This is a genomic window from Bartonella sp. AS69XJJH (genome assembly GCF_042195585.1).
In the GTDB taxonomy this organism is placed as follows: Bacteria; Pseudomonadota; Alphaproteobacteria; order Rhizobiales; family Rhizobiaceae; genus Bartonella.
Genome location: NZ_JBHIOO010000001.1, coordinates 201972 through 220802 on the forward strand (window position 1 = coordinate 201972; position 18831 = coordinate 220802).

Consider the following 18831-nt stretch of genomic DNA (forward strand, 5'->3'; position numbering starts at 1 on the left):
GCCGTTCAAATTTTTGCGACAAAGTAGTTTTACACCTCGTGGAAACGATAACCTACACCATAAAGTGTTTCAATCATTGCAAAATCATCATCCACTTGTTTAAACTTTTTACGCAGACGCTTAATGTGACTATCAATGGTGCGATCATCTACGTAGACTTGATCACTATAGGCAGCATCCATTAAAGCATCACGACTTTTTACAACTCCTGGTCTTTGTGCTAAAGTTTGCAGAATCAAAAATTCCGTAACGGTTAAAATAACAGGTTTATCTTTCCATGTACAGGTGTGGCGTTCTTGATCCATCACAAGATCTCCACGTTTGAGAGAAGAGGTGGAAGAAGTTCCTGTAGAAAGCGGTTGGTTACGTGCATTAGAACGGCGCAAAATGGCTTTCACGCGTTCAATAAGAAGACGTTGGGAGAAAGGTTTAGTAATAAAATCATCAGCTCCCATTTTGAGACCAAATAATTCATCAATTTCATCATCTTTAGAGGTAAGAAAAATAACTGGAAGATCAGATTTTTGACGCAAACGACGCAAGAGTTCCATTCCATCCATTCGGGGCATTTTAATATCAAAAATAGCTAAGTGTGGAGGGTGAAGTGTGAGACCCTTAAGTGCAGATGCTCCATCTGTATAGCTTTCAACCCGATATCCTTCTGTCTCAAGCGCAAAAGATAAAGATGTCAAAATATTGCGATCATCATCAACAAGTACAATCGTTTGCGTGATTGTTGGTGTATCTTTCATGGTTTCTTAGACCTTTCTATTGCTGTGGTAGCAAATTACCCACACTTATTTATATGGGAGTTCATATTTTTTTTGCAAAACAAATATGATACAAATTGTAGTAAAGTAAAAAACCTTTTGTCATTACTGTAAAATCTTGTTTTGCTTTCATAATTTATAATGTTTCTACGTCTATTAAGATCCTTTCGTTTGAGAGAAAATTTTCATAAAGGCTTTTTTTATCAAAGTTTATTATTGTATTTGTTCCATAATTGAACAGGTATAGTTTTGATTATTGAAGTTTAGAAAATCTGCCTATGTGTTTTAAGAGCAAAGAAAAGAATGTGGCAACATATGCACAAAAATTTGTTTCTGCTACACGAAAGGAGGTTGTAATGGGATTTTTTAATTTTATTAAAACTGTAGGGGAAAAGTTAGGTATTGGAGACCATGAACCAAAAGAAAAAGATTTTAAGAGAGCATTTGATCGTTTGCAACTCGGTACAGAAAAAGTAAATATTAAAGTTGAAGACGGTAAAGCTATTTTAAGCGGTGAAGTTCCAGACAGGGAAACACTTGAAAAAGCGCTGCTGGTTGTTGGCAATTCACAAGGTATCTCTTCTGTAGATGTTGATCAATTAAAGGTTATAGATACAACGCCTAGAAAACCTTCTCGCTTTTATGAGGTTAAATCTGGTGATAATCTTTGGAAAATTGCTGAAGACGTTTATGGAAAAGGACAAGGTAATAAAAACACATTCATTTTTGAAGCCAATAAACCAATGCTAAAATCTCCCGATAAAATTTATCCTGGACAAGTTTTACGTATTCCTGAAATTGACCATAGTTAATTCATAAAAGGGGATAATTTTTACTGATGGCATTAAACAAAAAATGAAGAAGCGTAAAAAATTCATGCTTCTTCATTTTATAAGTATGTATTTATAATAAAAGGAGCTTAGTGAACAGGAGAGGATTTAGAAGGTGATGGTGCTTTTATAGCGTTTACAGAGAAATCAACATCAATTGTTCCCGCTTTCTCAAATGTCAATTTTGCACTAATTTTATCACCTAACTTGAATGGTTGTGAAAGTCCCATAAACATAATATGATCACCGCCAGGCTTAAGCGTAATTTCGCCATTTCCCGGAATTTCAATGCCATTGTGCATTTTTTCCATTTTCATAATATCATTAACGACAGCCATAGAGTGTATCTCAGTTGTTTTTACTCCGTTTGTGGATATAGAAACCAAACGGTCTGGGGTATTACTGTGATTAATAATGTAGAGATAACCGCTACCAACTCTTATACCTCTAGGTGTTTCGCGTGTCCAAGGATTGAGAATTTCTATGTCGCCAAGTTTATATTGCTGAGCACCTGCTGGAAGGGTTATACCAGCAAAGAGAAGAGCACACACGATATTTATGATAACCTTTTTGTATGGATATTGTGTATGTGTTATATTCTTAAAGATGAAATTTGTTATTTTCTTAATAATAGATGTCATCATTGATTTACCCTCCTTCATAAGATTCACACTTTGAATATTTTTTTATTTTAGCAGAGCTTTTATTTAAAATAAAAGAAAGAAATGCCAGAATGAAATTGATTTGAATATGAGAATAAAAATCATAGAATTTTTGGATTTTAAAGGAAGAAAATAAGGTTTACAATGGCAACACACCTCTCAACGCTTCCATGTTCATCTCATAAATAGTAATGGTATTTGTAAATGGTATAAAATCTATGATGCACTACTATTTTACTTAATAAAGATATAATATAGAGCAATCATCAACCACTTTAACCAATTTTTAATATTATGACAGCTCTTGGCATTGTAAAGCGTTTATACAGAGGCATTTTTATATATTTTCAAAGTTCAAAATTATACAGTTAAGAAAAATGCTTTAGTGAGTTTAAAGCACATCTTTCAAATAGCAGTAAACAATGAGACCGTTAGAAGGAGAATTTTTGAAAGGAGGTTGATAGATAATACCTTTACTGATGTGCGCATTAGATATGATGATTATTTTAGTCCAAGGACAATTTATAATATTCGTGATATAAATTATTCACCTTTCAAAAAGCTTTTACGTGAGTATCTTTTATTAATGATGAGAAGATCAAGAACGAGAGTGCAGTCACTCTTTTATTTTTTTAATTATAGAAAGATATATTTGTTGAGAATTGCAAGAAAAATATATTATGATCTCAAGTCTCTCATAAATATGGTATTTATGGGTCATTAGAGCGCCTATTTTAAAATAATTTTTTTATTTTGGAGATGTTTCTCTCATTATTCTCTTGTAGCAATAAAAGCCTGTTCTTATATACGAGGCAGCAAGGCTTGTTGCGACTTGCAGTTTATTATTGTTTTATTGTTGCTTGAAGCAATATACGGGCTTTAGGTGTTATGAGGAGCTATCTTAAAAAGATGCTTTATGAAGGTTGAGGTAGCTTGCTGAATGGAGATTATAATATGGCAAAAGTAATTGGTATTGATTTGGGGACAACAAACTCTTGTGTGGCTGTCATGGACGGCAAAAACGCAAAAGTTATCGAAAACTCAGAAGGAGCGCGAACAACACCTTCCGTTGTTGCCTTTACTGATGGGGGGGAGCGGCTTGTTGGGCAGCCTGCGAAACGGCAGGCGGTGACAAATCCTGAAGGGACAGTTTTTGCAGTTAAACGTTTGATAGGGCGCCGTTTTGATGACCCTATGGTTGAAAAAGACAAAGCACTTGTGCCTTATAAAATTGTTAAAGGTGACAATGGTGATGCATGGGTTGAAGAAGCGGGTAAGAAATATTCTCCATCGCAAATTTCAGCTATGATTTTGCAAAAGATGAAGGAAACAGCAGAATCTTATCTTGGTGAAAAAGTTGAACAAGCCGTTATTACGGTTCCTGCTTATTTTAATGATGCACAACGTCAAGCGACTAAAGATGCGGGTAAAATTGCTGGACTTGAAGTTTTACGGATTATTAATGAGCCAACTGCTGCTGCTTTAGCTTATGGTTTGGACAAAAAAGACGGAAAAACAATAGCTGTTTACGATCTTGGTGGTGGTACATTTGATATTTCAGTACTTGAAATTGGAGATGGTGTTTTTGAAGTTAAATCAACCAATGGAGATACGTTTTTAGGGGGTGAAGACTTTGATATGCGTTTGGTTGGTTATTTTGCAGATGAATTCAAAAAAGAGCAAGGAATTGATCTGAAAAATGATAAACTCGCTTTACAGCGCTTAAAAGAAGCGGCAGAAAAAGCAAAAATAGAGCTTTCTTCGTCGCAGCAAACAGAAATCAATTTACCATTTATCACGGCAGATCAATCAGGTCCCAAGCACTTAACAATGAAATTGACTCGGGCAAAATTTGAATCTCTAGTTGACGATTTAGTGCAGCGTACCATCGAGCCTTGTAAAGCTGCGTTGAAAGATGCTGGATTAAAGGCCGGTGAGATTGACGAAGTTGTTTTAGTGGGTGGTATGACACGTATGCCCAAGATTCAGCAAGTCGTGCAAAGCTTCTTTGGTAAGGATCCACACAAAGGCGTTAATCCTGATGAAGTTGTTGCAATGGGTGCTGCCATTCAAGGGGGTGTATTGCAAGGCGATGTCAAAGACGTGTTGCTTCTAGATGTAACACCTTTATCTTTGGGTATTGAAACCTTGGGTGGGGTTTTCACACGCCTCATTGAGCGTAATACCACTATCCCAACGAAAAAATCGCAAGTTTTTTCGACAGCTGATGATAATCAGAGTGCTGTGACTATTCGTGTTTTCCAAGGTGAACGGGAAATGGCGAGTGATAATAAGCTATTGGCTCAATTTGATCTTGTTGGTATTCCTCCAGCACCGCGTGGTATACCTCAAATTGAAGTTACTTTTGATATTGATGCGAATGGTATTGTTAATGTTTCGGCCAAAGATAAGGGAACTGGTAAAGAACATCAAATTCGTATTCAGGCATCAGGTGGTTTAAGTGATGCTGATATTGAAAAAATGGTACAGGATGCGGAAGAGCATGCAGCTGAGGATAAAAAACGCCGTGAAGGTGTTGAAGCCAGAAATCAAGCGGAAGCTCTTATTCATTCAACTGAAAAGTCACTCAGTGAATATGGCGATAAAGTATCAGCTGAAGAAAAAGGACAGATTGAAACAGCAATATCTGATTTGAAATCTGCGCTTGAAGGCAGTGATACTGAAGAAGTAACAACAAAGATGCAAAAATTAGCTGAAGTCAGTATGAAGCTTGGACAGGCTATGTATGAAGCTTCACAAGCAGCGAGCGCTGACACTGAAACAGAAGCAAAGAATGATGATGTCGTTGATGCTGATTTTGAAGAAGTTAATGATAAGAAGAAATAGTGTCGGCATATGTGTTGATTAATTTATAAACCCGGCCTTTGAAATATAAGGCTGGGCTTTATTATTTGAGTGAGTTGCAACTTTGTTGCTAAAAATATACATTAAAAGCAATCTTATCCATAAAGATGGATGACAGAGAAATTATCAGGAATACATGATGAAGGTTGACTATTATGAAATTCTTGGCGTGACTCGTGACTGTGATGATAAAAAGTTGAAATCTGCTTTTCGTAAGTTGGCAATGCAATATCATCCTGATCGCAACGCTGGGGATAAAGAGGCAGAGCGAAAATTCAAAGAAATTGGCGAAGCCTACGAAGTCCTTAAAGATCCCCAAAAGCGTGCTGCTTATGATCGATTTGGTCATGCGGCTTTTGAAAATAGCGGTAGTCAAGGAGGAGCAAATCCCTTTGGAGGTTTTGCTGCGGGTGGTGGATTTGCTGATATTTTTGAAGATTTTTTTGGCGAAATTATGGGAGGTGCGCACCGTAAGCGTGGTGATGGTCGCGAACGTGGTGCAGATCTGAGTTATAATATGGAAATAACCTTAGAAGAGGTATTTTCAGGAAAAACTGCAGAAATTACTATTCCCAGTTCTGTTACATGCGATGCTTGTGAGGGATCAGGAGCGAGAAAGGGCTCTAAGCCGCAAGTTTGTGGAACATGTCATGGATCTGGTCGTGTGCGTGCTGCACAAGGTTTCTTTTCTATTGAGCGAACATGTCCTTCATGTCATGGACGTGGTGAAACTATTACGGATCCATGCCCAAAATGTCATGGGAAACGACGCATAGAGAAAAAACGTTCATTGAGCGTGAATGTTCCAGCTGGTATTGAAGATGGAACGCGTATTCGCCTTTCTGGTGAGGGTGATGCTGGTATTCGTGGTGGCCCCAATGGTGATCTTTATATTTTCCTTTCCGTTAAACCGCATGAGTTTTTTCAGCGAGAAGGAGCCGATCTTCACTGTCGTGTTCCTATTTCAATGGTAACAGCTGCTTTAGGAGGAGAGTTTGAAGTTTCCGATCTTGATGGCGTTAAAGCGCGTGTTAAGATCCCAGAAGGAACGCAAAATGGACGTCAATTCCGCCTTAAAGGCAAGGGTATGCCCATGTTGCGTCGGCAGCAAGCAAGGGGTGACCTTTACATCCATGTCACGATTGAGACACCACAGAAATTAACGCAAGAGCAACGTGAACTATTGCAAAAATTTGAAAAACTTTCAAATCATGAGAATTCACCGCAATCACATGGCTTTTTTTCACGTATGAAAGAATTTTTTGAAAATATTTCTGGTTAAAATATATGAATGTTTTCAGAATAAATTAGAAAAAACTTTTGGAAAGTTATTTTAATTAAGCTTTCTGTAGTCTTGTAATTTTTGAAAAACATTTTTTATCTTGAAAAGATAAAGAGAGAAACGATTAATTTAGAGTAAGTTCCTGCCGCTGATAGTTTTTTACATTTCACGAGTTTTATGGATAAGTCTTATTTTTGAGTGTCTATGATATTTTAAAAAGGGCTTATCTGTAAGAAGGGTGCAATTGAGTAACTGATTTCCAGTGTCATGATAACTGCTTTTATGCATTCAGCATTTTTTGTATTTATTGTTTTACTCAAAATTCCTATACTAAAACTGTAAAATAGGTAGTAGCTTGCCAAGAAACGCTAAATAAGCTGTTAGGCAAACCATCTTATTTCAAATAAAGCATCAACTTTTTATAACCGATTTTATTTTTGGCATTTTGATAGTCTTAGCTACTGTCTCTCTTTAAAAAGGCAAATAAGGGGTATTTTATTCGGAATAGCTTTTACATGCCTCATACCAGCTTCATTTTCTTTTAGATTACGGATTTTGTTTTGTATTTCTGGTGTCATAAAATACTTCTTCCAGATAATAAAAAAACGCTATAACCAGATTTATTTTGTTCCAAAGAAATTATGAAATGGGATAATGCATGTTGAATACTAAAGAAGACATAACAAAATATGTCTTGAGATGCTTGATGCATCTCTCTTTTGGAGAAACAGATTCCATGGAATTCACCTAGTTGAACTTATCGGCATGATAAAATTTGGTGGGGAGAAAAAAGAAAAAATAAATACAACAAAAAATGGCACGATATATTTAAAAAATAACACATTAAAAGAATTAAAAATTCTAAAAGACATTGAATAATCCAAGCATGTATTGCTGTGCAGAAAGAAAAACTTAATGACAGATCATGAAAATGAGAAATTTTATAAAATCTTACGAAGAGAGTAATCTAAACAATTAAATGCTTTTATGAAGATGCCTCTGAAGAGCTATTCGCAATAAAGTCACAATATATGATAATTTTGCAAAGCATTTTTTCGATTTTACGATATAAAAAGATAAATTATTATTATAAATCAATCCCTTATGATTCTCCATAAGGAGCGTTCAATTGACATTTTCTCATGTTTAATGATTGAGAAAAAGTCAAATTTTTAAAACCAAATTTATAGTTTATTGAGATAAGCTATAAAGCGGTTGAGTGATTTCTTATCTTGGCAATATGTTAATTTTATTATTATAAGAAATTTTGTTTTATCTTACAAAATCAATGGTTGTATATATTCCTATTCATTGTTAAGTATCCATAGGGATAAACTAATGAGTTGAATGTACGGCGTAGCTTCAAAATTTGGCTTTTCAATCTTATATATAAGATCATAAAATAATGACGTTTTTTTACGTCTATTTTGTTTAATTTTTCGCTGTCAATTTTTAAAGGAAGTTTTTTGTATTTCATTTCGCTATTCCTTTTTCATAATTTAGAGGAAAATTGACGATTTTTAGGGGGGGGGATAGAGTAAGGCTTTGTTTTATTGTTTTCACTTTTCCTAAATTTCATTAAGAGGTGGTAAAAAGTGATGAGGAGGCTCTATTGATGGATGATGCTAAAAACGGCGCTGTAGATGTTTTGGAAAAACAAGCAGCATTTTTATCGTCTGCTTTACCATATATGCAAAAATACGAAAATGAAACGGTTGTGGTAAAATATGGCGGTCATGCTATGGGTGATCCTGCCTTGGGGCGAGCATTTGCGCGTGACATTGCTCTATTAAAGCAATCGGGGATTAATCCTGTTGTTGTTCATGGTGGAGGACCTCAAATTGCTGAAATTTTAATGAAAATGGGGATTGAATCACGATTTGAAAACGGATTACGGGTAACTGATGAGCGGATCGTTGAAGTCGTTGAAATGGTTTTGGCTGGTTCCATAAACAAAGAAATTGTTGCTCTCATCAATGCAGAGGGTGAATGGGCAATAGGATTATGTGGCAAGGATGGCAATATGGTTTTTGCCGAAAAGGCTTATAAAACTGTCATTGATCCTGATTCGCATATTGAACGTGTTTTAGATTTGGGTTTTGTTGGCGAGCCTGTTGAAGTTGATCGCACATTGCTAGATCTTTTAGCATGTTCTGAAATGATACCAGTTCTTGCTCCTGTGGCTCCAGGACGCGATGGTAAAACTTATAATATTAATGCTGATATTTTTGCTGGAGCTATTGCTGGTGCATTAGAGGCTAAACGCCTTTTATTTCTCACTGATGTTCCTGGTGTTTTGGACAAACATGGTAAACTTTTAAAAGAATTGACTGTTTCTGAAGCTGAAAAATTTATTAAAAATAGAATAATTTCAGGAGGCATGATTCCAAAAGTAGAGACTTGTATAAAAGCCCTTCAAAACGGCGTGGAAGGTGTTGCCATTTTAAATGGCAAAACTCCTCATTCTGTTTTACTAGAGCTGTTTACCGAACAGGGAGTTGGAACGCTTATTGTTTCATAAATTGTAAGGAAAATTGGAAGAGAAAGTTTTTCATGACGAATATAAAACAGTTTAAATATCCTTTATTAAGTAAGCCAGAATTAGCAATATTTACCGCGACAATATTGTGGGGCATTACATTTTTAGTCATTCATATTGCGGTACGCTATAGCGGTCCTCTGTTTTTTGTTGGATTTCGTTTTATTGTTGCATCTCTTATATGTGGGGTAGTTTTTTGGCGTTCTATAAAAGGTATAACTGTTTATGAAGTTTTCGCTGGGATGGCGATTGGTTTAGCCATGTTTTTTGGTTATGCTTTTCAAGCAGCTGGACTTCAAACAATTATTAGTAGTCAGTCGGCTTTTATTACAGCGCTTTATGTGCCTATGGTTCCAATCTTGCAATGGATTGTTTTTAAAAAACCTCCTCGTTTTGCTTGTTGGGTTGGTATTGTTTTCGCTTTTATAGGGCTTGTACTTATTTCAGGACAAAAGCCGGGAAATTTTGATTTTTCAAAAGGCGAAATTTTGACTTTGTTAGGTGCTTTAGCGATTGCTGGAGAAGTCATACTTATTGGAATTTTTGCCAATAAGGTTGATAGTCGGCGTGTGACCATTATACAGTTATTTTTTAGTGGTTTTTTTTCATTTGCTTGTATGCCTTTGATGGGTGAAAGCATCCCTGAATTTTCGTGGGTGTGGTTTAATATTGGTATAGGATTGGCATTAATGAGTGCCATCATTCAATTAGCTATGAATTGGGCACAAAAGTCCATTTCCCCTACGCGTGCGACACTCATTTACGCAGGTGAACCGGTATGGGCTGGTATTGTTGGGCGTTTGGCTGGAGAACATTTATCTCCCTTAGCTTTATTGGGCGGTTTGCTTATTCTGATTGGGATCATTGTGGCTGAATTACAACCTTCACAATGGCGTAAAAAAAATAAAGCAATTAAAAAAAATGATTAGCTATGCACCCTTCTAGTATGATTTTATTGCATGAAATTTTTGCTTGTAGAGTTTTCATTTTTGAAGCTTTTTTAATATGAAGATAAGGAGGCTTTATAAGCTATTTCAGCTTTTGTATAGCAAATTGGAGCAATAATATTTATCTGTTTGCCTAACTTCTGAAACGGGAAGACAACCTTCATTGAACCAAAGCATGAGGTGATATAAAGGTAAAAATTAACGCCCCTCGTTACGATCATTTTTAAATTCGGCTTTACAACTTTCAAAAACACCTACGGTAATGTTTTTGCATAACGAAAATTATGCATTATTGCACGTTATTCCTTTTGTTCTTCACGGGATCACGCTTTTCACGTAAAATAGAACGCCTAAAGCAGCCTCCCATAATGTTATATATTAACGCGTTTTTTAAAAAGATAATTTTCTCAATATGTATCATATTCATTAACGGTCCGCGTGAAGTATATAAAAACCACAAAGCATCATTGTTTACTTAAAATAAAAGGCACTAGCATTTTCTTTGTCCGTTCTCAATATTACGACAGCCTTTGGCATTTGAAAAAGAGAGAGGCATTTTTACTCATTTCTTAAACGTTTTTATCTATATACTAGCCCTGTTTTATGATGGGGAAGCAAAAAATTTGATTGATTCACTATGAGAAGATTTAAAATGAGAGGGGCTCGCGATATTCATGTTGTTTTATATAAGATTACTAAAAAAGCAGATTATTGCGTATAAATAAAAAAGCATTTCTTGCGAATTTTATTGCAAGCCCAAGTGATATATACGCCCATCATGTAAATGTTATAACACATTGATTTATAATGCTAGTATAGCATTATTCATATTGAATTAGAACCCTGAATACTGTAAAACTTTCTCACTTCAAATCGTTTTCATGTTAAATCAATCCAAATCTACTTGCTTACACGTCACAAGCGGGCGGGCCATGTGGGTAAAAACTGTAAAAGAAAGGCATATCTCTTATAAACTTTTTCACGTGTAAAGGATCGTCGCAACATTGGATATTGGCAAGGTGTGATGGTACCGGCTTATCCAGTATATGAGTCATCAAATAAGATGTGAAAAGATTATTTTAGCACCCTTGGATTTAATTTAGCAAATAAAAACCTCATTTTTTAGGTTATGAAAAATTGTGTTTTGAGAAGCTTTTTAGGTTTATATTCTTTTGATAGAAGCCGGAGCATAATTGGTCTTTGCGTTTTTTGTTATTCTTTGCTAAATCGCCTTATATGACAATAGATCGTAATTATATTCGTAATTTTTCCATCGTGGCGCATATTGATCACGGAAAATCCACTTTAGCTGATCGTTTGATTCAAATAACAGGTGGGCTTGATACACGTGAGATGAAAGAACAAGTACTCGATTCCATGGATATTGAGCGTGAACGTGGAATTACTATTAAAGCACAAACGGTACGTTTACACTATAAGGCAAAGAATGGCGAAACCTATATTTTAAATCTTATGGATACACCTGGTCATGTGGATTTTGCTTATGAGGTTTCGCGTTCATTGGCAGCTTGTGAAGGTTCTCTGTTGGTGGTGGATGCAAGCCAAGGCGTAGAGGCGCAGACGTTAGCAAATGTTTATCAAGCCATTGATAATTCCCATGAGTTGGTCGTTGTGCTCAATAAAGTTGATCTTCCAGCAGCAGAACCTGAGCGTGTTAAAGAACAAATTGAAGATGTGATAGGCATTGATACATCTCAAGCAGTAGAAATATCAGCAAAAACAGGCTTAGGTGTTCCTGATGTTTTGGAGGCAATTGTTACACAATTACCACCTCCCCATACAGGCGATGTTGCAAATCCCTTGAAAGCAATGTTGGTTGATAGCTGGTATGATGCATATCTTGGTGTCATTGTTTTGGTACGGGTGATAGATGGCATTTTAAAAAAAGGCCAAACCATTCGTATGATGGGTACAGGAGCAAAATATCCAGTTGAGCGCGTTGGGGTGTTTACACCTAAAATGGTACAGGTTGATGAGTTAGGACCAGGCGAGATTGGTTTTATCACGGCCTCTATCAAAGAGGTAGCAGATACACGGGTTGGGGATACGATTACTGAAGAGCGTCGTCCTTGTGAAAATGCTTTGCCTGGTTTTAAGCCGGCGCAACCAGTTGTCTTTTGTGGTCTTTTTCCAATTGATGCTGCCGATTTTGATGATTTGCGTGCAGCCATGGGCAAATTACGCTTAAATGATGCGAGTTTTTCTTTTGAAATGGAAACGTCTGCGGCTTTGGGATTTGGTTTTCGCTGTGGCTTTTTGGGACTTCTTCATCTTGAAATTATCCAAGAGCGATTAGAGCGTGAGTTTAATTTGGATTTAATCGCGACAGCACCTTCGGTTGTTTATCGCATGAATATGAATGATGGTTCTGTTAAAGAGTTGCACAATCCAGCGGATATGCCTGATGTGGTTAAAATTTCTTCCATTGAAGAACCATGGATTCGGGCGACAATCATGACTCCTGATAATTATCTTGGGTCAATTTTAGAACTATGCCAAGAGCGGCGGGGGGTACAGGTTGGTTTGTCCTATGTTGGAACCCGTGCTATGGTAACGTATGATTTACCACTGAATGAAGTTGTTTTTGATTTTTATGATCGGCTAAAGTCAATCTCAAAGGGTTATGCTTCTTTTGATTATCAGATGACCGATTATGCGGAGGGGGATTTAGTTAAAATGTCTATTTTGGTAAATGGAGAGTCTATTGATGCATTGTCTATGCTTGTGCACCGTACGATTGCAGAAAAGCGCGGGCGTTCCATGTGTGAAAAACTGAAAGATCTTATTCCCCAGCATATGTTTCAGATTCCAGTTCAAGCGGCTATTGGTGGTAAAGTTATAGCGCGCGAAACAATTCGTGCTTTGCGTAAAGATGTAACAGCGAAATGTTACGGGGGCGATGTCACGCGTAAGCGCAAACTTTTGGAAAAACAAAAAGAAGGCAAAAAGCGGATGCGCCAATTTGGAAAAGTAGAAATTCCACAATCGGCATTTATTCAAGCGCTCAAAATGAACAAATAATGAAAAAAGGAGTATTTTCTCTCATTGATTGTGCTTTTGCTTTTGTCGATTGGTTCAGATGCTTAAAGAACACTTTTAAATAGAATTGCGCGGTGCTTCATATTTTTGTGTATTGCGTAATTGTGTCATGCTTCTCACGTAAAAAAGAATGCTTTAAATGAAATACATTTATGGTGCATATTGGCGTGCTTGTTTTAGTGAATCATCACTCAATGCATCAAACCCCATTTCACAATGGGGGCTGTGAAAAATATAACATCCATTTGGCATCACCGTCTTTACGCGTCATAAAGGTATAAAGCGCACCCATCATACTCTTTTTCAGCTCAAAATATTATGGCAATCCTTATCACTTGAGAGAATTCATTAAAGGTATTTTTACTCTTTTCTTAAAGTGTTTCTTACCCACACACCAACTGCGTTTGTAACGTGCAAGGAAATGGTAGTGATTGATTCACTATGAAAGGATTTGAAATGAGAAAATCCTTGTATTTTAGGTTATTATTCAAGTTAAAAAACGATGCAATATTATTATGAATTAATCTTGTGTCTAAGAACGTAAAAGATCATTAATGGATGTTTTTTCTCGCGTTTTTTGATCAACGCGTTTTACAATAACAGCACAATAAAGGCTCGGTCCTGCTTCACCATTTGGTAAAGGTTTTCCAGGGAGAGAACCTGGTACAACCACTGAATAGGCTGGTACTTCACCGATAAAAATTTCACCTGTTGTACGATCAATAATCTTTGTAGATTTTCCAATAAAGACTCCCATTCCCAAAACAGCACCTTCACGGATAATACAGCCTTCAACAATTTCAGAGCGAGCACCGATAAAGCAATGATCTTCAATGATCGTTGGATTTGCTTGCAGAGGTTCCAAAACACCTCCAATACCAACACCGCCAGAAAGATGGACATGTTTACCAATTTGTGCACAAGAACCAACGGTGGTCCATGTATCAACCATTGTGCCCTCATCGATAAAAGCACCAAGATTGACAAAGGATGGCATCAATATAACGTTGGGTGCAATGTAAGCAGAATGACGTACAATGGCTCCAGGAACGGAACGGAAATCAGCATTTTTAAAATCTGCTTCTTGCCAACCAGAGAATTTTGAAGGAACTTTATCCCACCAATGTGTTCCATTGATTCCACCAGTAATAAGTTGCATAGGATTAAGCCGAAAAGAGAGCAAAACCGCTTTTTTCAACCATTGATGAACATGCCATTGTCCACTTTTTTGTCGTTCTGCAACACGGATTTCACCTTTATCAAGAAGGTTCAATGCATGTTCGACACTCTCACGGATTTCGCCTTTTGTGGTAGTATCGATAGAATCGCGATCGTCAAAAGCTTGTTCGATAATAATTTCAAGTTGTGTGGTATGGGTCATGACGAGAGTTCCGTTAAACAAGTTGAAGCTTCAAGATTTATTCTCTATGAACTACGCGAAGAAAAGTGTTCAGTCAATCAAACGATGAAGAAGTAGGACAAGTGCATGAAAAAAAAATGTAAAGAAAAAAGAAAAGCAGAGCAAGAAAACTGGACACCACTTCTCCATACGAAGGATGCTCTACAGCAAATACATAAAATCTCTAATTCAGCACAAATGCGTTCGCCTACTTATCGTTTAGCCTATATCGATCAAGATTTTATGATGCGTCCAGAGCTGCGCTCACAACGTATTGGTCTTGAATTTTTAAAGCCGGAAATAACCCTTAAAGAATATGATATTCAATCAACAGTTGTTTTGTTTGGTGGCGCGCGTATTCCTGAACCTGGGCAAGCAGCGTGGGCTGCAAAAAATGAAATACAAAAGAAAAATTTGCATGCTATGTCACATTATTACGATGAAGCAAGAGAGTTTGCGCGTTTGTGCTCACTTTATTCTGCTACGACAGAATATCGTGAATTTGTGGTTGTTACGGGGGGCGGACCAGGAATCATGGAGGCGGGAAATCGTGGTGCTTGTGATGTTGGTGCCCCAACGATTGGCTTGAATATTATTTTACCACATGAGCAAGAGCCTAATTCCTATGTGTCGCCGCATTTGTGTTTCAATTTTCATTATTTGGGGATGCGCAAAATGCATTTTTTAGTACGAGCGAAAGCATTAGTTGTTTTTCCTGGAGGATTTGGGACTCTGGATGAACTGTTTGAGACGTTAACTTTAGTACAGACGGGGCGTATGAAACAGGTACCAATTTTATTGTTTGGCAAAGAATTTTGGAGCAATACTATCAATTTTGAGTATCTGTCTGAACAAGGTACAATTTCTCCTACTGATGTTAATTATATGAAATTTGTCAATACAGCAGCAGAAGCTTTTGAAGAAATTCGTTCTTTTTATAAACTGCCTTAACGACTTTTAAGACGTTCATTCTTGAAGGATAATTAGTACTCTACTTTGGTTAAATAAAGTCCTGAAGGAGGAGCAACAACACCACAACGTTTACGATCTTTAGCATGAAGAGCTGCTTCGAGATCTTGAGCTGTCCAACGTCCAATACCCACTTCCATGAGGCTTCCTGCGAATGAACGGATTTGATGATGAAGAAAAGAACGAGCTTGCGCATAAAGGAAAATTTCTTCACCTTCTCTTTGAATATCAAGGCGTTCAAGGGTGCGAATAGGGCTTTTGGCTTGGCAATGTGCTGAACGGAAAGTGGTAAAATCATGTTTTCCTACAAGCTTTTGAGCAGCTTCATGCATGGCTTCAGCATTAAGAGGCTTTGGCAACCACCACACGCGTTTGGCATTTAAGGCTGGTGGAGAGCGACGATTAAGTATTTTAAAAAGATAATGGCGTTTGGTTGCGGAAAATCGTGCATCAAAGTCATCAGGGACATTTTGTACGTTTAAGACTGAAATCGCTTCTCCTTGTTTACGTAAAAGAGCATTGAGCGCATCACGTACAGTATGGGGATGCCAGTTTTTTATGAAATCAACATGCGCAACTTGTCCCGTAGCGTGTACGCCCGCATCGGTTCTTCCTGCTGTTGTTATGGTCAATTGTTGTCCACTAAAGGAAAAGAGCGCCTGTTCAAGAGCTCCTTGTATAGTGAGAAGTTTTGCTTGACGCTGCCAACCAGCATAATTTGAGCCATCATATTCAAGAGTGAGTTTAAAACGTGGCATCTTAAAAAACAGCAGAAATATGAGCGCCTCGCAAAAAGGCTGCGCTTTCAAGGACTTTACCGCCAGATCTTTGGAGAGAGGTTATTTCTATCCGTCCTTGCCCACAATGGATAATCAAAGAACTTGGTTCTATCCGTCCAATTTCAAGAGAAGGACCTGTTGTTAAACGACTATCAAGAATTTTTACACGTTCTTCTCGTCCCCCAATATTCATGTTGCACCAGCAACCAGGAGAGGGAGAGAGCGCACGGATATGCCTATGAATAAACTCTGCAGGTTTTGTCCAATCAATGCGGGTTTCTTCCTTTTTGATTTTGTCAGCATAGGTAACGCCTTCCTCTGATTGTGGGGTCAGTTTAAGTTGTCCTTTTTCAAGAGTTGATAAAGTTTCTACCATAAGTTCTGCGCCAATATGTGAAAGTCTGTTTGAAAGCTCAGCAGTGGTGATGTTATCAGTAATGGGGATGGAGCGAAAAAGAGCGATAGGTCCCGTATCAAGTCCTTCATCCATTTTCATGATCATGATACCTGTTTCTTTATCACCAGCCATAATTGCTCGTTGAATAGGTGCAGCACCACGCCAACGTGGTAAGAGTGAAGCGTGGGCATTAAAACAACCAAAACGCGGCGTTTCGAGAATAGCTTTGGGTAAAAGGAGTCCATAAGCTACCACAATAGCAGCGTCAACAGAAAGTGCTGCAAATTGCTCCTGTTGTTCGATTGTTTTGAGTGTTTGAGGCGTGAAGACAGGAATGGACTTTTCTTTTGCTACGTTGTGAACAGCTGAGGGGATTAATTTAAGTCCTCGACGTCCTGCTGGGCGAGGGGGTTGACTATAAACAGCAACAACATCATGACCTGCATCCAATAAAGCATGTAAAATAGGAACAGAAAAATCTGGTGTTCCCATAAAACTTAATCGTAAAGCCATTACAAAACTGCTTCCTGCATGTTTTTTTCTTTTGCGCGTTTTTTAAATTTTCGTATTACCATATCGCGTTTGATCTTTGAAATGTAATCAATAAAAAGGCGCCCATCTAAATGATCAATTTCATGCTGCAAGCAAGTTGCCAAGAGATCGTCTGCTTCAATTTCTGTTTGTTTTCCTTCACGGTTTTGGTAGCGAACACGAAGGCGTTTAGGACGCTCAACCTCTGCAAAATAATCAGGAATAGAAAGACAACCTTCTTTGTAAATATTACGCTCATCTGAAAGCCATAAAATTTCAGGGTTGATAATAACAAATGGCTTTTTCTGCTCATCTTCAGAATTTCTAGAGACATCTATAACCAACATACGTAGCGGTATACCAATTTGAATAGCAGCAAGACCAACGCCCTTAGCATCATACATGGTTTCCAACATATCATCCGCAAGTTTTTGGAGAGCTGAATCGACCTGTTCAACAGGTTTGGACACTTCCCGTAAAATCGGATCAGGTAAAGTAACTAAAGATCTCATTGGCATAAGTAGAGATTAATCAATGGTTTGTTATTGGTCAATATTGAATAACGGATTCTTGCGTTTTTTTACAACAAGAGCGTTATATTACAATTTATGTTTGATTCGTTTTTTTCCATACTCGCTGGTGATTTTTTTTCTAAACTAATGCTTTTGCTTTTATTTATACTTGTCTGTTTGGCATTTTTTATGTTGATACATTCTCATCGAAAAAAAGCATTTTTAGAAAATGAAATTGCTGAACGCGCACGCGAGGCACAAATGCAGATGGCTAACTTGCTGAAAACACAAGCTGAAATGCAAGGGCGAATGCAAACGATGGCGGAAATTTTTGGTCAACGGCAGGCTGAATTGAATAAATCACTCAGTGAGCAACTCAATGGGATGACAACAAGCTTGGGCCAAACACTTCAGGTACAGACCAAATCCACTTATGAAAATTTGAATCGTTTGCAAGAGCGTTTAGCAGTGATTGATGCGGCACAAAATAATATTCAATCGCTTACGGGACAAGTTGTTCAGTTGCAGTCCATTTTAAGCAATAAGCAGACACGTGGTACTTTTGGTCAGGGGCGGATGGAAGCCATTATTGCCGATGCCTTACCAACAAATGCTTATGCTTTTCAGGCTGTTCTTTCCAATGGAAAGCGTCCGGATTGCCTCATTCATATGCCCAATAAAGCCCCTTCTCTTGTTGTTGATGCTAAATTCCCTCTGGAGGCGTGGAATGCTATGCGTAAGGCAGAATCAACGCAAGAGCGTCAAGAGGCAGAACGCCAATTTCGTACCGATATGGAAGTTCATATTCGTGATATTGCACAAAAATATTTGATTCCTGGAGAAACCCATGACACTGCTTTCCTTTTTGTGCCATCCGAATCGATTTTTGCAACAATTTATGAGGACTTTGAGGCATTGGTACAAAAATCCAATAGAGCCCATGTGATTATTGTTTCACCATCTTTGTTGATGCTCTCTGTCCAAGTGGTACAAACCATTATGAAAGATGCACGGATGCGTGAACAAGCGCATTTAATTCAATCAGAAGTAGCAAAATTGATGGAAGATTTTGGACGAATGGATATGCGTGTTCGCGCACTACAGAAGCACTTTCACAAAGCAGGTGAAGATATAGAGGGAATTTTGATATCGTCCTCCAAAATTATGAAACGGGCAAATCGCATTGAAACTGTTGAATTAAAAGAAAATTACTCTGAACCAACAAAAATGACAACATTGGCTCAGTCGCAAACATTGCGTTTTGCTGATGAGGAATAAAGCAAAGAAAG

At 37.5% G+C, this 18831-nt stretch carries 14 protein-coding genes; 8 read left to right on the forward strand and 6 right to left on the reverse strand.

Annotation, left to right across the window (positions count from 1 at the left end; genetic code table 11):
- Positions 1 to 29 precede the first annotated feature (29 nt).
- Positions 30 to 752, reverse strand: coding sequence for a response regulator transcription factor (locus ACFIK6_RS00805; protein WP_005774392.1), 723 nt, complete (start codon positions 750 to 752; stop codon positions 30 to 32).
- A 374-nt stretch (positions 753 to 1126) separates the two neighbouring features.
- On the opposite strand from ACFIK6_RS00805, the gene lysM reads away from it, so the two are divergent.
- Entirely contained in the window at positions 1127 to 1582 is a 456-nt protein-coding gene (gene lysM, locus ACFIK6_RS00810; protein ID WP_375677274.1) for a peptidoglycan-binding protein LysM, read from the forward strand.
- A gap of 107 nt (positions 1583 to 1689) precedes the next feature.
- On the opposite strand, the gene ACFIK6_RS00815 is transcribed toward lysM, so the two are convergent.
- The gene (locus ACFIK6_RS00815) at positions 1690 to 2244 is read right to left on the reverse strand and encodes a copper chaperone PCu(A)C (RefSeq protein WP_375656374.1); all 555 of its coding nucleotides are present in this window, start codon (positions 2242 to 2244) and stop codon (positions 1690 to 1692) included.
- 972 nt (positions 2245 to 3216) lie between these two features.
- Here ACFIK6_RS00815 and dnaK point away from each other — a divergent pair.
- From dnaK to lepA, 5 genes are all read left to right on the forward strand, one after another.
- The gene (gene dnaK, locus ACFIK6_RS00820) at positions 3217 to 5109 is read left to right on the forward strand and encodes a molecular chaperone DnaK (protein WP_375619241.1); all 1893 of its coding nucleotides are present in this window, start codon (positions 3217 to 3219) and stop codon (positions 5107 to 5109) included.
- Between the two features lie 157 nt (positions 5110 to 5266).
- On the forward strand, positions 5267 to 6409 hold the full coding sequence (dnaJ, locus tag ACFIK6_RS00825; RefSeq protein ID WP_375656407.1) for a molecular chaperone DnaJ: 1143 nt from the start codon (positions 5267 to 5269) through the stop codon (positions 6407 to 6409).
- Positions 6410 to 8024: 1615 nt separating this feature from the next.
- Complete coding sequence (argB, locus tag ACFIK6_RS00830; protein ID WP_375656375.1) at positions 8025 to 8930, forward strand: acetylglutamate kinase; 906 nt, start codon at positions 8025 to 8027, stop codon at positions 8928 to 8930.
- A gap of 32 nt (positions 8931 to 8962) precedes the next feature.
- The gene (locus ACFIK6_RS00835) at positions 8963 to 9877 is read left to right on the forward strand and encodes a DMT family transporter (RefSeq protein WP_375641347.1); all 915 of its coding nucleotides are present in this window, start codon (positions 8963 to 8965) and stop codon (positions 9875 to 9877) included.
- Between the two features lie 1254 nt (positions 9878 to 11131).
- Positions 11132 to 12937, forward strand: a complete 1806-nt coding sequence (gene lepA / locus ACFIK6_RS00840) for a translation elongation factor 4 (RefSeq protein ID WP_375641348.1) — start codon at positions 11132 to 11134, stop codon at positions 12935 to 12937.
- Between the two features lie 550 nt (positions 12938 to 13487).
- On the opposite strand, the gene dapD is transcribed toward lepA, so the two are convergent.
- Positions 13488 to 14336, reverse strand: coding sequence for a 2,3,4,5-tetrahydropyridine-2,6-dicarboxylate N-succinyltransferase (gene dapD / locus ACFIK6_RS00845; protein WP_375677275.1), 849 nt, complete (start codon positions 14334 to 14336; stop codon positions 13488 to 13490).
- A 105-nt stretch (positions 14337 to 14441) separates the two neighbouring features.
- Here dapD and ACFIK6_RS00850 point away from each other — a divergent pair, with 105 nt between their 5' ends.
- A complete protein-coding gene (locus ACFIK6_RS00850) occupies positions 14442 to 15305 on the forward strand; it encodes an LOG family protein (RefSeq protein ID WP_375677276.1) in 864 nt (287 codons plus the stop codon).
- Between the two features lie 32 nt (positions 15306 to 15337).
- On the opposite strand, the gene truA is transcribed toward ACFIK6_RS00850, so the two are convergent.
- The 3 genes from truA to def are packed head-to-tail and all read right to left on the reverse strand — an operon-like array spanning position 15338 to position 17548.
- On the reverse strand, positions 15338 to 16081 hold the full coding sequence (gene truA / locus ACFIK6_RS00855; protein WP_273790240.1) for a tRNA pseudouridine(38-40) synthase TruA: 744 nt from the start codon (positions 16079 to 16081) through the stop codon (positions 15338 to 15340).
- A gap of 1 nt (position 16082) precedes the next feature.
- Positions 16083 to 17012, reverse strand: a complete 930-nt coding sequence (gene fmt / locus ACFIK6_RS00860) for a methionyl-tRNA formyltransferase (protein WP_375677277.1) — start codon at positions 17010 to 17012, stop codon at positions 16083 to 16085.
- On the reverse strand, positions 17012 to 17548 hold the full coding sequence (def, locus tag ACFIK6_RS00865) for a peptide deformylase (RefSeq protein ID WP_375641355.1): 537 nt from the start codon (positions 17546 to 17548) through the stop codon (positions 17012 to 17014). Before def ends, fmt begins: the two co-directional genes overlap by 1 nt.
- A 90-nt stretch (positions 17549 to 17638) precedes the next feature.
- On the opposite strand from def, the gene ACFIK6_RS00870 reads away from it, so the two are divergent.
- The gene (locus tag ACFIK6_RS00870; protein ID WP_375641356.1) at positions 17639 to 18820 is read left to right on the forward strand and encodes a DNA recombination protein RmuC; all 1182 of its coding nucleotides are present in this window, start codon (positions 17639 to 17641) and stop codon (positions 18818 to 18820) included.
- Positions 18821 to 18831 lie beyond the last annotated feature (11 nt).

Coding starts and splice junctions, on each gene's coding strand:
- dnaJ (WP_375656407.1), top strand. CDS start 5,267: ATGAAGGTTGACTATTATGAAATTCTTGGCGTGACTCGTGACTGTGAT.
- fmt (WP_375677277.1), bottom strand. CDS start 17,012: ATGGCTTTACGATTAAGTTTTATGGGAACACCAGATTTTTCTGTTCCT.
- argB (WP_375656375.1), top strand. CDS start 8,025: ATGGATGATGCTAAAAACGGCGCTGTAGATGTTTTGGAAAAACAAGCA.
- ACFIK6_RS00835 (WP_375641347.1), top strand. CDS start 8,963: ATGACGAATATAAAACAGTTTAAATATCCTTTATTAAGTAAGCCAGAA.
- truA (WP_273790240.1), bottom strand. CDS start 16,081: ATGCCACGTTTTAAACTCACTCTTGAATATGATGGCTCAAATTATGCT.
- dapD (WP_375677275.1), bottom strand. CDS start 14,336: ATGACCCATACCACACAACTTGAAATTATTATCGAACAAGCTTTTGAC.
- lysM (WP_375677274.1), top strand. CDS start 1,127: ATGGGATTTTTTAATTTTATTAAAACTGTAGGGGAAAAGTTAGGTATT.
- dnaK (WP_375619241.1), top strand. CDS start 3,217: ATGGCAAAAGTAATTGGTATTGATTTGGGGACAACAAACTCTTGTGTG.
- def (WP_375641355.1), bottom strand. CDS start 17,548: ATGCCAATGAGATCTTTAGTTACTTTACCTGATCCGATTTTACGGGAA.
- ACFIK6_RS00870 (WP_375641356.1), top strand. CDS start 17,639: ATGTTTGATTCGTTTTTTTCCATACTCGCTGGTGATTTTTTTTCTAAA.
- ACFIK6_RS00850 (WP_375677276.1), top strand. CDS start 14,442: ATGAAAAAAAAATGTAAAGAAAAAAGAAAAGCAGAGCAAGAAAACTGG.
- ACFIK6_RS00805 (WP_005774392.1), bottom strand. CDS start 752: ATGAAAGATACACCAACAATCACGCAAACGATTGTACTTGTTGATGAT.
- lepA (WP_375641348.1), top strand. CDS start 11,132: ATGACAATAGATCGTAATTATATTCGTAATTTTTCCATCGTGGCGCAT.
- ACFIK6_RS00815 (WP_375656374.1), bottom strand. CDS start 2,244: ATGATGACATCTATTATTAAGAAAATAACAAATTTCATCTTTAAGAAT.